This is a genomic window from Sedimentibacter sp. MB31-C6 (genome assembly GCF_035934735.1).
In the GTDB taxonomy this organism is placed as follows: Bacteria; Bacillota; Clostridia; order Tissierellales; family Sedimentibacteraceae; genus Sedimentibacter.
Genome location: NZ_CP142396.1, coordinates 1,702,688 through 1,717,877 on the forward strand (window position 1 = coordinate 1,702,688; position 15,190 = coordinate 1,717,877).

At 34.4% G+C, this 15,190-nt stretch carries 17 protein-coding genes; all 17 read left to right on the top strand.

All coding sequences use genetic code 11. The features are described 5' to 3' along the window. Positions 1-19: 19 nt before the first annotated feature. The 17 genes from U8307_RS08110 (at position 20) to cpaB (ending at position 15,190) form a co-directional block, all read left to right on the top strand. Entirely contained in the window at positions 20-523 is a 504-nt protein-coding gene (locus tag U8307_RS08110; RefSeq protein ID WP_442985514.1) for a Csac_0668 family 2Fe-2S cluster-binding (seleno)protein, read from the top strand. 605 nt (positions 524-1,128) lie between these two features. Further along, positions 1,129-1,497 (top strand): ArsR/SmtB family transcription factor, encoded by a 369-nt coding sequence (locus U8307_RS08115; RefSeq protein ID WP_058491311.1) that lies wholly within the window; start codon positions 1,129-1,131, stop codon positions 1,495-1,497. A 145-nt stretch (positions 1,498-1,642) separates the two neighbouring features. Next, positions 1,643-1,864, top strand: coding sequence for a cation transporter (locus U8307_RS08120; RefSeq protein WP_003145146.1), 222 nt, complete (start codon positions 1,643-1,645; stop codon positions 1,862-1,864). A gap of 15 nt (positions 1,865-1,879) precedes the next feature. Further along, on the top strand, positions 1,880-3,724 hold the full coding sequence (locus tag U8307_RS08125) for a heavy metal translocating P-type ATPase (protein WP_066084863.1): 1,845 nt from the start codon (positions 1,880-1,882) through the stop codon (positions 3,722-3,724). 251 nt (positions 3,725-3,975) lie between these two features. Beyond that, entirely contained in the window at positions 3,976-4,665 is a 690-nt protein-coding gene (locus U8307_RS08130; RefSeq protein ID WP_326906854.1) for a hypothetical protein, read from the top strand. A 14-nt stretch (positions 4,666-4,679) separates the two neighbouring features. After that, entirely contained in the window at positions 4,680-6,350 is a 1,671-nt protein-coding gene (locus U8307_RS08135) for an antirestriction protein ArdA (protein ID WP_326906856.1), read from the top strand. After that, positions 6,343-6,642, top strand: coding sequence for a DUF4314 domain-containing protein (locus U8307_RS08140; RefSeq protein WP_326906858.1), 300 nt, complete (start codon positions 6,343-6,345; stop codon positions 6,640-6,642). Before U8307_RS08135 ends, U8307_RS08140 begins: the two co-directional genes overlap by 8 nt. A gap of 65 nt (positions 6,643-6,707) precedes the next feature. Then, entirely contained in the window at positions 6,708-6,995 is a 288-nt protein-coding gene (locus U8307_RS08145) for a hypothetical protein (RefSeq protein ID WP_326906860.1), read from the top strand. A gap of 153 nt (positions 6,996-7,148) precedes the next feature. Beyond that, positions 7,149-7,487 (top strand): hypothetical protein, encoded by a 339-nt coding sequence (locus U8307_RS08150; protein ID WP_326906861.1) that lies wholly within the window; start codon positions 7,149-7,151, stop codon positions 7,485-7,487. Between the two features lie 18 nt (positions 7,488-7,505). After that, positions 7,506-8,366, top strand: coding sequence for a DNA adenine methylase (locus U8307_RS08155; protein WP_326906863.1), 861 nt, complete (start codon positions 7,506-7,508; stop codon positions 8,364-8,366). Beyond that, on the top strand, positions 8,353-8,850 hold the full coding sequence (locus tag U8307_RS08160) for a hypothetical protein (protein WP_326906865.1): 498 nt from the start codon (positions 8,353-8,355) through the stop codon (positions 8,848-8,850). The genes U8307_RS08155 and U8307_RS08160 overlap by 14 nt, the downstream gene beginning before the upstream one ends. A gap of 17 nt (positions 8,851-8,867) precedes the next feature. Beyond that, entirely contained in the window at positions 8,868-9,425 is a 558-nt protein-coding gene (locus tag U8307_RS08165) for a YodL domain-containing protein (RefSeq protein WP_326906867.1), read from the top strand. Positions 9,426-9,458: 33 nt separating this feature from the next. Further along, a complete protein-coding gene (locus U8307_RS08170) occupies positions 9,459-9,689 on the top strand; it encodes a DUF6133 family protein (protein ID WP_442985515.1) in 231 nt (76 codons plus the stop codon). 17 nt (positions 9,690-9,706) lie between these two features. Then, complete coding sequence (locus U8307_RS08175) at positions 9,707-13,672, top strand: S-layer homology domain-containing protein (RefSeq protein ID WP_326906869.1); 3,966 nt, start codon at positions 9,707-9,709, stop codon at positions 13,670-13,672. Between the two features lie 14 nt (positions 13,673-13,686). After that, positions 13,687-13,917 (top strand): DUF6133 family protein, encoded by a 231-nt coding sequence (locus U8307_RS08180; RefSeq protein WP_326906870.1) that lies wholly within the window; start codon positions 13,687-13,689, stop codon positions 13,915-13,917. Next, positions 13,907-14,335, top strand: coding sequence for an A24 family peptidase (locus U8307_RS08185; protein ID WP_326906874.1), 429 nt, complete (start codon positions 13,907-13,909; stop codon positions 14,333-14,335). Before U8307_RS08180 ends, U8307_RS08185 begins: the two co-directional genes overlap by 11 nt. A gap of 12 nt (positions 14,336-14,347) precedes the next feature. After that, on the top strand, positions 14,348-15,190 hold the full coding sequence (gene cpaB / locus U8307_RS08190) for a Flp pilus assembly protein CpaB (RefSeq protein ID WP_326906876.1): 843 nt from the start codon (positions 14,348-14,350) through the stop codon (positions 15,188-15,190).

Sequence of the window (15,190 nt, forward strand, 5' to 3'; positions counted from 1 at the left end):
TAAAGGAGGAAGACAATCAATGATTGAAAAAGAAGAAGGCAATAATCCAAATATGTCTTGCTGTGGAAATGAATCAGAATCTATAACCATAGCAAAAAAAAATAATCTATGCCCTGTATGTGAAAAACAAGGAACTCTTGTAAAAAATATTACAGTAAATCATATGGTACTCAACGAGCTAACGGAGCAAGTTAGCGACAACGATTATTTTTTGTGTATGAGTGAGGAATGTGATATTACTTACTACAATACAAAATCTAATATCAAATTTAATAAACAGCAATTAAAAGTGCCCATATGGTTTAAGAAAGACGCTAATCCTAAATATGCGTGCTACTGTAGTAAAGTAACGGAGGAACAAGTTATAAATGCTGTCATAAAAGATGGTGCTACTAATATGAAAGAGGTTCTAAAGATTACGGGTGCAATGGGAAATTCACAATGTCAGAAGAAAAATCCATTAGGTAAGTGCTGCCATAAAATAATTCAGGATGCAATAGATAAGGGATTATCCATGAAATAATTTCTTTATATTAAGTTGCTTTATAAAGTTAGAACTGTAACAAAATTAATATTTTTTCTATAAATCCAAAACTAAATATAGCAATTCTAAGAGGCGAAGTCTTCGGTCAACTTATGATCGATAGGCTTCGTCTCTTTTTTATTTCAAAAACTAATAGAAGAATGGACTGAGAACAATGTCAAGATATTTCATGTATGGTACATCACTGGGAGGGATAGAGCAGCTGATGACGCTGGCACCTAATTTTCATCAAAGAAGAAGTGGAATAGTCATTAATAATCATTTTAATTGTGAAGGAGGTATTAAGAGTAGCAAATTTTTCTGGCGAACTATTTTTAAATCATAACCACGAGGGAAGATTTTATCATTCAATTCAGAAACAAGATATTGATATAGAGGATGGATTGCAAAGCTACCTTGCAGTAATATTTCTCCTAACTGCTGATGAAGTACTATGGAATATTTCAGAAACATATTTAAAAAACACTTGAATAAATGCTCATATAACTATTGACATATGAGAAAAACAATAATATAATAAATACACAACGTATGAATGTTTGCTCAAGTATTCAGATGAAATGATTTAAAAAAGAGGTGATAATATGACTGAAAAATTTAATTCAATTGAAAGATGTGACTGCAATGTAATTCATGAGGATATTGTAAATCAAGTTAGAGATAAAATGCCTCAAGAAGAAAGCCTTTACGATTTAGCAGAATTATTTAAAGTATTTGGAGATTCAACACGAATCAGGATACTATGGGCTTTACATGAATCTGAAATGTGTGTTTGTGATATCGCTGTATTACTTAACATGACACAATCAGCAATTTCCCATCAGCTGAGAGTCTTAAAACAAGCTAATTTAGTAAAAAACAGAAAAGAAGGCAAAGTAGTATATTATTCATTAGTTGACGATCATGTAAGAGAAATATTTGACCAAGGTCTAATTCATATCAACGAGAAGTAGTAATGCGGTAGAATAGAATATTTTTTGAAGATATTTGGGCAGATATTTAAGTCTTCATTTCAAATGAGCAATGCTTCAAGAAAATTTGAAAAAGACTTGTAGTATTCAAAATAAAATTACAAATAATATTTAGGAGGATTTAATAATGAAAAAGAAATTTATACTTGAAGGTTTAGATTGTGCAAATTGCGCGGCAAAAATGGAAAAGGCTATTAATGAGCTTGATGGAGTGAAAGAAGCTACTGTTAACTTTATGACCACAAAACTCGTTATTGATGGTGAGGATGAAAAAATGCCAACAATAATAGCAGAGGCCGAAAAAATAGTTAAAAAAATTGAACCCGATACAACTATGAAAAAGGCTTAAAGGAGGCTATTTAGTATGACAAAACGACTATGGCGAATAATTATTGGTGCAGCCTTGTTAGCTACAGCAGTATTGCTTAATTTAAATAACGAATGGTTACAGATTGCTCTCTTTATAATAAGTTACATTATTGTAGGTGGAGATGTTGTAAAAAGAGCTGTAAAAAATATTTTTAAAGGTCAAGTTTTCGATGAAAACTTTTTAATGAGTATTGCAACAATTGGTGCATTTTTTATTGGTGAGTATCCTGAAGGTGTTGCAGTTATGCTGTTTTATCAAGTTGGAGAACTGTTTCAAAGCTATGCAGTTGGCAAGTCGAGAAAGTCAATTGCAAGCCTTATGGATATTCGACCAGATTATGCAAATGTTAAAAAAGGCGATGAACTTGTCAAAGTTGACCCAGATGAAGTACAAATTGGAGATATTATTGTAATTAAAGCAGGAGAAAAAATTCCTCTTGATGGCAAGGTAATAGAGGGAAGTTCAATGATTGACACATCGGCACTTACTGGTGAATCTGTTCCTCGTGAAGTAGAAGTAGGAAGTGATATCCTGAGTGGTTGCATCAATATTAATGGAGTTATTACAGCAGAGGTTACCAAGGAATTTGGAGAATCTACTGTAAGCAAAATTCTTGATTTAGTTGAAAATGCAAGTAGTAAAAAATCCAATTCAGAACAATTTATTACTAAGTTTGCGAGATATTATACACCAGTTGTGGTTATAATTGCAGTTTTTCTAGCTATTATACCGCCTCTTGTTATAGACGGGGCGACTTTTAGTGATTGGATATATAGAGCACTAGCATTCCTTGTGGTATCCTGTCCGTGTGCTTTAGTTATTTCAATTCCTTTGAGTTTCTTCGGTGGAATAGGTGGAGCCTCAAAAAAAGGTATTTTAGTTAAAGGTAGTAACTACCTTGAAGCATTGGCTCAAACAGAGATTGTTGTTTTTGATAAAACAGGTACACTAACGAAAGGTGTATTTAATGTACAGGAAATTCATCCAGAAGGAGTTTCCAAAGAAGAGCTACTTGAATTAACTGCATATGTGGAGAGCTATTCCAATCATCCGATTTCACTTTCACTGAAACGTGCATATGGCAAAGAAATAGACAATGGACGTATTTCAGATGTAGAAGAGATATCAGGTCATGGTGTTATTGCAACAGTAGATGGCAAAAAGGTTATGGCAGGAAATATCAAACTTATGAAAATGATGGATATCCCTTATTTCAAGGGAGAGCTGATCGGTACTGCTGTACATGTTGCTGTTAATAATAAATATATAGGTTACATTGTAATTGCCGATGAGGTAAAGGAAGATTCAGCACAAGCAATCAAGGAACTTAAGGCAGCTAATATTAAGCAAACAGTTATGTTGACAGGTGATAATAAAAGTGTTGGTTCAAAAGTTGCTAAAGAGCTTGGTCTTGATAAGGTTTATGCAGAACTATTGCCAGCAGACAAAGTTGAAAAACTAGAAGAATTATTTTCACAAAAATCCACAAAAGGTAAACTCGCCTTTGTCGGTGACGGAATCAATGATGCACCTGTATTAGCTCGTGCAGATATTGGAATAGCAATGGGTGGTTTAGGTTCTGATGCAGCCATTGAAGCTGCTGATATTGTAATTATGACTGATGAGCCATCGAAAATTGCTACTGCAATGAAGATTTCTAAAAAGACATTAAAAATTGCAAATCAAAACATAGTATTTGCAATTGGAATAAAGATAATTGTTCTTATTTTGAGTGCTTTTGGAATAGCTACTATGTGGGCAGCTATATTTGCAGATGTAGGTGTAACTATCATTGCAGTATTAAATGCTTTTAGAGCTTTGAATGTAAAGAAGCTATAACAGTACAAAAAATGTTTTTTAATCGCTGATTAAGAGTGTAACATTCCATTAGCAGAAAATGAGCATATCTTTTATACTAACAATAACATGTAAAAACTTCAACAGCACTGAGATAAAATTCTTGGTGCTTTTGTTTTATATAAAATCCAAAACTAAATATAGCAATTCTAAGAGGCGAAGTCTTCGGTCAACTTATGATCGATAGCCTTCGCCTCTTTTTTATTTCAAAAACTATGAAGGGATTGAGAACAATGTCAAGATATTTTATGTATGGTACATCATTGGGAGGGATAGAACAGCTGATGATGCTGGCACCTAATTTTCCTAAAAGAAGAAGTGGAATAGTCATTAATAATCATTTTAATTGTGAAGGAGGTATTAAGATTTGTAATGGATGTATAGCAAAGGTTAAAAGCAGAGGTAACACCAATGATTGTTTTTGTTTTAAAGAAAAACTAGAGGCAGATAAAATTGTATATGCAGATCTGACAAAAGATTGCTTTGGAGGAATAAAAAACTATGCTCTAAAAGAAAGATTGAAATTACTTAGTAATAGATTTACTGGTCAACTATTTTTAAATCATAACCACAAGGAAAGATTTTATCATTTAATTCAGAAACAAGATATTGATATAGAGGATGGAGCGCCAAGCTACCTTGCAGTAATATTTCTTCTTACTGCTGATGAAGTATTATGGAACACCTCGGAGGATGCAGTCTGCTTAAATGGCTTTGATTTTTCAAGTATACATCTTAGACAAATCAGTACGGAAGAATATGCTCTATACCAAACAGCAAAAACTATATGGTCAGGAAAAGAATATATAAGAATCAGCGAGATAGCAGATAGGGAACTAATTGATGATACAACATTTAAGATAATAATTAACGCATCATTAATTGCAAAGTATGGTGCAAATGTATTTTCAATTAAAAAATAGGATGGAGGAGAGATATGCTAATTAGATTAAAAAGATTCGACAGAAAAGAAGATGAGTCAATTATGTTTAATTTCCCTTATGAGGAAAGTGAAATATCCAATGTATATAATCAGCTGGAGCTTAAAACTTCAATTGCTCCCAACTGCTATATTGAAGAAGTAGTTTATGATCCAGATATCAATGAAGTTCTAAAAGGTAAAGAGTGCAATATCGATGAATTAAATTTCTTATTTAAGAGGATGGATAGTTTTGATACAAAGGAAAGAAAGATATTTTTTGCTTCGGCCTTTGCAGAGAATCCTGAAACAATAGCAGAGTTAATCAATCAAAGCTTTAATACTCATTGCTATAGCCTTGTAAGTGACTTTAATAATCTGGAAACTGTAGGAAAAGATTTATATCTATCAGAAAAGCAAGCAGTAGCTACCAGAGAATTAGAAGAGCTTGATGGTGGATCCTTTGCAATGGAGGTAATAAAAAACAATACTAATTTTAGAATTACTCCTTATGGAGTCTTATATAAAAATTCAAATGTGCCAGAGCAAATATATAACGGCAAGCAGTTTCCCCCATACCATTGGAAAGAAACTGTAGCAACAATACATCTGACCGCAAAAGGTGCGAATGAATTTATCTATCTTCCTTGTTCTGATGTTGAAATTGAAAAGGCACTGATGAGATTAGATACTCCTTACTTACATGATTGTGAAGTTACAATTGATAGTCATAACTTTTCAGATAGGATAATAAATATTATTTCTGCTGATACAACACCATTAACTAAGATAGATACCTTAAATAAATTAGCAGAATATTATAAGGAAATAGGCAACCATGATATAGAATATTTTGAAAAACTTATGGACTATGTTAAACCTAGAACTGTTGATGAAATCTTTGCACTTGCAGATTCTATGTATGAATTTGAACTATTTGATGGTATCCATAATGTAGAAAACTATGGAAGATATATGATTTGTGACTCAGGTCATTTTGAATATGATTCAAATCTTGAAGAATACATTGATTTTAAAAGATATGGACAGCAGAAAATGGGCCATGAATTTGGAGCGCTTTCAGAGAAAGGATATATCATTTACCATGGATATAATCAAAAACTTGCCAATTTATTATTTGAAAATCTTGGAATGGTATTTCCTAAACAAGAAGAACTAAAAACCTTTAAACTGTTTATGCCTCTTAGGATAACAACATATGATATAGAAAATGAATATGGTTATAAAGAATATGCAAATGAACCACAGGAAATTTCAAATGCTGAAGTAGTTGAGTATCTAGATGTAATCCTGAAGGCAATAGAAGAAAACAATCTTCCAGAAGAAGAACAAAGAGGTCTGATGAGATATTATGATGACCATGATAGTGTTAATGCAAAAGTATCAAAGTATGTGTTCTCCGTTGAACTCGTAGAAGGAGAAGTAATAGGGGTAGCTTTTCTTACTTTAAATGATGAATTGACTCCAAAGGAGCTTGAAAAGATCAAAGATAATATAACTGGACAGGCATCAGATGGCTGGTGTGAAGGCTTTGAACAGAGAGAAATTAGTACAGAAATGGGAGATATTTATGTTAGCTTTTGGAACAGTGATAACTGGTTTATTAAGACAGCTGAGGAAATGGGTATAGAAGAAAATCAAAAAATGGGAGGTATGAAATTTGAATAATGATAGGAAACAAGTAGAAAGAATTAAGAACGGCTATCCTGTAGGGACACGAATTGAATTAATTTCAACAATGGATGATGTACAAGGCGTTGAAAAAGGTACAAAGGGAACAGTAATAGGGGTAGATGACATTGGAACCATACACATGAAATGGGATAATGGCAGAGGTCTTGGTCTTATTCCTGGAGAAGATAACTTAAAAGTGTTATCTCGTCCACAGGAAGAAGAGATGAAAGGGTCAGATGAGCCTTCCAAAGAACAATCACAAGGCATGGGAGGAATGAGTTTATAAAATATATTCTAGTAGATATGTTCAACAACTTGTGATATATTGTGGTGCTTGAAGGAGGTGGCATCATGGAAGATATCACTGAGATACTTAACAATGCAGTAACTGAGCGACTGGAGATAGCATATTTTGAATTGATTAAGGAAAATGAGGAAGTAAAGCTAGGGGTTGAAGCAGTAAAGGAATTATGTATAAAGCTATATGAAAATACCGATATTCCAATAGAAGTAAGGAGGCAGATTGAAGATTATAAAGACATATCAGACTTTGTAGAAAGGGAAATGCAAAAATTCATTTGTGTAGAAGGAATAAAAGATGGCATCAAGCTTTTAAGAGAACTTGGTGTACTAAGGTAGCACGGAAGATATCCGTGTTTTTTTAATATCTAAAAACAGATAAGGCCGATTGTTTGCTGTAAATTACAGCATAGCAGTCGGCCTTTTTTTGTTGCCCAAAAACAATCATATCCACAGTGTTATGAAACATGGCATGAGAAAGGAGGCGAGGAGGTGGAACATGATTTTTTAATTTATATGAAAGTGTATCATACAGGAATCCCTAAGGCAGTCCCCAGTGCATATCTACAAAGTAGATTCTGTATCAGTTCAAGAACTGTCAGGAAATTAGTCAATCAATTAAGAAATAATGGCAATCCCATATGCAGTGGTGACAATGGATATTATTATGCTGCTGATAGAAAGGAACTGCTTGCTAGTATAGGGCAGATGACAAGTCGAATTAGAGAAATTGCAAAAGCAAAGAGAGGACTAGTCAAAGCTTTAGAGCATTTTCCAGATGCAAACGGACAATTGATATTAGACCTTGATAAAGAGGTAAGAGAGAGGTGATGAAGCATTAATAGTTTTATGAGTTGGATAGGTGGCAAGAAGTCTTTAAGAGAATTAATTGTATCTCTCTTTCCCTTATATTATGAACGGTATATAGAAGTGTTTGGAGGTGGAGGCTGGGTATTATTTCATAAGCCGCCGGGCAATGATTTTGAAGTATATAACGATTTTAATGGACTCTTAACCAATCTTTATCGCTGCGTAAGGGAGAAACCAAACGAGTTAATAGATGCACTATATTTTGTGTTAAATTCTCGTGAGGATTTTGACATAGTAAAGGAGGCACTTGTAAGAGACAGTCCTACAAGTGATGTAATAAGAGCCTCATATTTTTATCAATTAATTCGCTATAGCTATGCATCAGGCCTTACTAGCTTCGGAAGTCAGCCTCATGACATGTGGAGTAACTTTCCACTAATTGAACAGGCACATAGAAGACTTAGCAAAGTAGTGGTTGAAAATAAAGATTTTGAAAAGCTGATAAGGCAGTATGACCGCCCTGTCAGCTTTTTCTATGCAGATCCACCGTATTTTGAAACAGAAAAATATTATAAAAATGTTGGTAAGGATGGATTTAAGAAAGAAGATCATATAAGACTCCGAGATACCTTGATGGGCATTGAGGGAAAATTCTTGCTTTCCTACAATGACTGTTCTTTTATTAGAGAGCTATACGATGCACCAAACATCCAGATTGAAAGCTACACCCGTATTAATAATATTAAACAACGCTATGATAATGGTGCCCAGTTTCCTGAAATACTAGTGGCAAATTATGATATGCACGAAAGGGAGATAAACTCTCCATCACAAATTAATTTATTTGAAATGAAAAATGGAATAGGAAAACAAGGAGGAATTTATAATGAAAATGATTAAAGAATGCTTTGACAACAACATTAGTTTACCAAATGAAGTACTCAATGCAGCAAACCTTACAGGATGTGAAGAAATTGAATTTAATGACTTAGAGAATGCTGTTGTAGCTATGAAAACAACAATGAACGCAATGGAGCTTATAAAGGTGGCTGAAGGACTTAAAAATCTCTCAGAAGAGTTAATTGTTCATCTAGCAGGGATTTGTGGGAGATGTCATGATTGCTCCTACTGTGAGAGGTTTGAAGAATTTGATGAGATTATTGTTCCAGATTATCTTCTTGAAGAAGCTGGTATTCCAAAGGATGCAAAGCTTTGTGCTTGTACAGAAGAAGACAGTGGTGAAATCATAGTGATGCAGGCAGATTATGACTATGATATAGCCGATGTACCAAAGTTTGTTATTGATATTTTTGAGATGTCAGGTATCTGCATCAGAGAATTAGAAGAAAGGATTATGATGGAGGATATTGTCTATGGAGATTAAATGATGGGAGGTAAATCATGAGAGGAATTGAGCTAAAGAATGACTGTATATTTTATTATGGAAATCCGTCAGGATATGTGGAAGACGGTACTGCAATAGTAGATTCTATGTTTCAGAATGAAGAATTTAGTAAGTGGCTTGGTAATCGTAAGCTTATAGCAAAGTGGACAGAGGGTGTATTTGAAAGACTTTCAAAAGAAGGTGTACTCCTTTTTAATAATGAAATGTCAGTACCACTTAAAGACTGTCGGATCTGGCAGCTAAGAGCTGATGTAAGTCCTGAATGTAAGTTTATTGGATATGAGGAACTTAAAGAAAACTTTGGAGATCCGGATAAAAGTAACTACGAGCTTGTATATGAAGGAGAAATAGAAACAAATGATTTAGAATCCATTTATGCAAAGTTTAATCTAAATCATCCCCATGGGTTTACTGGTCACTCGCTGTCAATGTCTGATGTAGTTGAGCTATATGGTGACAATGGCAGTGAGTTTTATTATGTAGATCGTTTCGGATTTAAAGAAATTGATTTTGAAGGAAAGGGTCAGATACAAGATATGAATATGAGTATTTAAAAATGAAGAATAAAAATAATGGAGGAAAACAGGATGAAAAATATGTTAAGAAAAGCAAATGAATTTATAACAAGAAAGGCTGTCGCAGCAAAGGTAGCAGTTAGTAATAACCGTGGAGAAGGATATATTGATACAGCTGTAAAAATCCTTGTTGCCGTTGTATTAGGAGCATTGCTCCTTGCAGGCCTGTATGCATTATTCGGTGAAGTAGTTATGCCAACATTAGAAGAGAGAATTAAAGAAATGTTTAACTATGTAGGCTAAAAGGGGGAAAGTTTAAAATGAATCATAAGTCAAAGAAAATAATAAATATTCTATTGGTAATTTGTATTTTAATTACCAGTTTTGTAGGCTCTGCCTATGCAACAAGGTTTGTATTTTCTGATAGCGTAGGTCATTGGGCTGAGGATGCAATTAATAATCTTGCAAGAAAGGGTGTAATTCATGGATATCCAGATGGACTTTCTCATCCGGATGAAATAATTACAAGGGGAGAATTTTCTGCTCTTTTAGCAAGAATCATGGAACTTGAGCCAAAGGAAACAAATACGGTTAATATAGTATTTGAGGATATTGTAGGACATTTTGCTCAAAAAGAAATTGAGGCACTTATTGATGCAGGTATTATCATCAAAGAAGAATATAGTGCTAAATATTTTCCAGATGAGCCTATTACTCGAATGGAAATGATTAAAATGTTAGTTAGAGCCATAGGTAAGGAAGAACATAATATGGATTGTACCTGTAATACAGGGTTTACTGATGAAGATGATTTGACAGAAGAAGAACGTGAGTATATCTGTGCTGGCAAACATTATAATATAATCTCTGGTTACCCAGACGGAACAATACGTCCTGACGGAGAGACAACACGAGGTGAAGCCTTTGAAATCCTTGATAAGCATGATGAAATTAAAGAGATAATCGAACATGAAGAGGCCACTGATAAAACAGAAGAAGATATTGTAGATTCTCCTGATGTGGAGCAAGAAGATAAGACTTCAGATAATGGTTCATCCTCAAATGGAGGTTCATCTTATGTTCCTGCACCGAAATATGATTATACACTTCCAAATACTGCTTATGTTGGAGAAGAAATAAAAATTATTCCAACTAGCAGAAATGTAAAATCCGTAGTATGGACAGTTACTAAAAATGGTATTCCTACTGAAATTTCCTCTGTGTTAGATGGAGAATTGAAAGCAGAAGGTGGAGTAATTAAAATTAAGTCTACAGGTAGTTATACATTTTCAGCTATGGCATTAAACAGTAGGGGCAGAACAGTTGTCTGTGAACAGACTGTCAGCATCTATCCAGTTATATCAGCACAATTTAGCTTGCCTGAATCAGCACATACTGATACTACAGTAGCTGTGGATCTTGTCACGGAGAATCTAGGAGAAAATTCCCTGATATGGACGATTAAAAAAGATGGCAAAGAAATAGACCTTGAAACTGTAATTACAGGAGAACTTACAGGTAGTGGTGGCTTAATATTATTTAAAACTAATGGAGTATATGAATTAAGTGCCACAATTACCGATGAGTTAGGAAAAGAAGTTACAGTATCAGATATTATTTCAGTATATTCATTAGCAGAAATAAAAATGGAGCTTTCAAATATTACCCATACGGATAAGACCATTACTTTAAAGACAGAAACAAAGAATGCAGAAGAGATGGAGATTGAATGGTCACTTACTCAAAATGGAAAAGAAGTTATTATTGAAGATTTCATTGAGGGCAACATCTCAATAGGAGAAAGCAATATACGTTTTAAAGAAAAAGGAGTATATAACCTAAGTATTTCATTGAGTGATAAGACCGGAAGAGTATTTAAGGAAACTGTAGCTATTACAGTATATCCTGTAGGCTCAGCCGGTTTTTATCTTCCCGAAATATTTCATACAGACGATACCATAAAGGTTGAAGCTACATTTGGAGAAATCGGAGATCATATTGCTGATTGGTCCCTTGTAAAAGATGGTAAGGAGGTTAAGCTTTCTGACTTCATCATTGGTAAACTTTCAAATGATGGTGGAATGATCCAATTTAATCAGAAGGGAGAATACACTCTAAATGCATCGTTCACTGATGATGGAGGAAGAACTTATAACTACAAGCAAGCACTCAAAGTCTATCCTGTGCCATCCGTGAGCTATGCACTCCCTAAATATGTTCATACTGATAGTGATATTAGTGTAGATGTAGATAGTGCAGAACTTGATGGACTAAAGATTGAATGGCTGGTTGATAATACCTTTGGCTTTCAGGACTGGTCAACCTATGTAGATGGTAAGTTAGCTAATAACGGTGGAAATATTCAATTTAAAAGAGCTGGCATATATGAATTGGTAGCTAGAATTACCGATGACACTGGCAGAGTATTTCTTTTTGAAGTGGGTGGTAAAACGGAAGTACTTCCTGTGTTAAATATAGGATTTGAACTGCCTGTCCTTGCATACACCGACAGCATAATTGATATTAGAACTCATGGCAACAATAACGTACTGCCAGTGGAATGGGGTATTACAAAAGACGATAAACCCATTTCTGAAAGTAAAGCATTTGATGGCAGCTTAAATGCACATGGTGGAAAAATCACTTTTCTTGAAGAAGGGGAATATGTTCTAACTACAACCATGACAGATTTTCTAAAAAGGAGTTTCTCACATTCCCAAAATATAACGATAAAGCCTGTTATAGAGTATAGTTTTACAATGCCTGAATCAATTCATTATGGCAAAGAGTTTGAAGTAAAAACCACTTCTGAAAACCTTGGAAATAATGAGGTTCAGTGGACATTAGAAAAAGTACGAGAACCAGTATCTTTTAGTGGAGAGCTTAGAAATGATGGAGGTAAGATTTCAATTGAGGATACAGGAGAATTTACTCTAATTGCTACAATTACAGATAGTGAAGGTAGGATATTTACTCATTTGGAGAATATCTCTGTTACTAATACTGCACCAACAGTGACGATAACTGCTACACCAACTAGAACCGTTAAAAATGGCAAATTCTTCGTTGATATTAAGGCAACGGCTAATGATGCAGATGGAGATGCAACAACCTTGGAATATGAAGGAACAACAGCTGATAACTACTATGCAGTAGGTACACACACCATTAAAGTACGAGCAAAGGACATGGCTGGCGCTTATTCACCATGGATGGAAAAGAGTTTTACAGTTATAAATTCAGCACCAACAGTAACATTAACTGCCACACCGACAAGAACCGTTAAAAATGGTAATTTCTTTGTTGATATTAAGGCAACTGCTAATGATGCAGATGGAGATGCAACAACCTTGGAATATGAAGGAACAACAGCTGATAACTACTATGCAGTAGGTACACACACCATTAAAGTACGAGCAAAGGATATAGCTGGTGCTTATTCACCATGGATGGAAAAGAGTTTTACAGTTATAAATTCAGCACCAACAGTAATACTCACGGCTGCACCAACTAGGACAGTTAAAAACGGTAAATTCTTTGTTGATATTAAGGCAACTGCTAATGATGCTGATGGAGATGCAACAACCTTGGAATTTGAAGGAACAACAACTGACAACTACTATTCAGTAGGTACACACACCATCCGAGTGCGAGCAAAAGATATTGTTGGAACATATTCACCATGGGTAGAAAAAAGCTTTACAATAGTAAACTCAGCTCCAACGGCTCCTGTAATTAGTAGAACTCCAAATGGAAATAGTGTTGCCCCTGGAACAAAGGTGACTATTACAGCTAGTAGTACTGATGCAGATAACGATCCAATCACTTATATTTGGGAAGGACGTAATGCAGAACAACAGGTATATCCGTTAGGGAAAAATGTAGTTCGTGTTAAGGCAGTAGATTCCACAGGTGCAGAATCTCCTTTGGCAGCAATTGTGTTCTTTGTTGCTGATTCTAATGGTGGTGGAGGAATGACTTTGACAGGTCCAGATTCTGTTATTTTAGAAAATGGATTAGAAGGTGCAACTATAACAGAATATACTTTTACTGTTCCACCTGTATCAGGACATAGCGGAAGTGACCATGGGCGAGTTAGAGGATACAATGTATTGACAAAGCAGTGGGATCAGCTTGATTATGGAACTACAAGTAATGGTATTACATTTAGTAGAAGTTTTGGTGCTGGTGTTTATTCTAAACTAGAATTTTATTACTATACAAACCATAACTGTATGTATAACAAATCAAATATCACCTATTCTGTTAACTATCACTTTGAATAAATGGAGGAATCGCTATGAATAAGATAATGATAAAAACAAAAAACTTTTTAGTAAGACAAGCTGTAGCTGTAAAGATTGCAATTAACAATAACAGTGGAGAAGGGTATATTGATACTGCAGTAAAAATCCTTATTGCCGTAGTTTTAGGAGCATTGCTCCTTGCTGGACTGTATGCATTATTTGGTGAAGTAGTAATGCCTACATTGATAGAACGTATTACAGAAATGTTTAACTATGCAGGCTAATAGCATCCTACAAGGGGTGCTGTTTTCTTCTCTGCTTTTGGCAGCATCCTATACAGATATTAAAAGAAGAGAAATTCCAGATACAGTCTGTGTACTTCTTGCATTAACAGGATTGCTGAAATTTAGTTACCTGAATCTATTAGGAATATTTATTGCATTACCTTTCCTTATAGCGGCAATGTTTAAAGAAAAAAGTATCGGAGGCGGAGATATTAAGCTAACTGCCGCAGTAGGGTTTGTCCTTGGATTTTGGAAAGGAATCTATGGGTTAATTATAGGACTTACCTTATTGATATTGTTTTATATCATATTAAGAATTTCAATAATCATCAGAAAAAAGCAGGTGGCAAAGAATTTATCTATGCCACTTGCTCCCTTTTTAGGGATAGGTTTTTTAATCATATATTTTATAAATTAGGAGGAATATACTATGAGTTTTTTAAGGAATAGAACAGTAGTTGGAGTGATTTGTATCGTATTGTCACTCCTTATATGTTTTGGTATTACACCATTATTTAATAAAGGGATCAGTCAAAATAAAGAAATTCTCCGTGTGACAAAGGAGATAAAATCAGGTGATGAAATCACAAAGGATATGGTCCAAGTAGTAGAAGTAGGTGGATTTAATCTGCCTGAAAATGTAATTCGTACCAAAGAAACAGCGATTGGTAAGTTTGTAGTTTCAGATTTAGGAATTGGAGATTATATTTTAAGTACAAAATTATCAGAGATACCAGCAGCTGAAAATGCTTATTTATATAATCTAGATGGAAGTAAACAGGCAATGTCCATAACTATTAAGACCTTTGCAAATGGTCTTTCAGGAAAGCTACAAAGTGGAGATATTGTATCTGTTATTGCCCCTGATTATAAAAAGCAAGGTGCAACAGTTATCCCAGCAGAGCTTAAATATGTAGAAGTGATTTCTGTAACAGCTTCATCAGGATATGACGCTAATACAAATGAACAAGGAATAGAAGACGAAAGAGAACTTCCATCAACGGTAACGCTCCTTGTAACACCTGAGCAAGGAAATATTCTGGCAGAATTAGAGGCAAATTCTAAATCCCACTTATCACTTGTATATCGTGGAAGTCCAGAGAATACAAAGAAGTTTATTGTTATGCAAGAGGAAATTATAGAAGCTCTCTATTATCCAGAACTAGAAGAACAAACTGAAGATGTATATGAAGAAGACATAGTAGAAGAGGCAATAGATAACTCAAACACATCCTCTGAAGGAGTAGAAGAAACAGGAAGTGAGGTAGAGTAA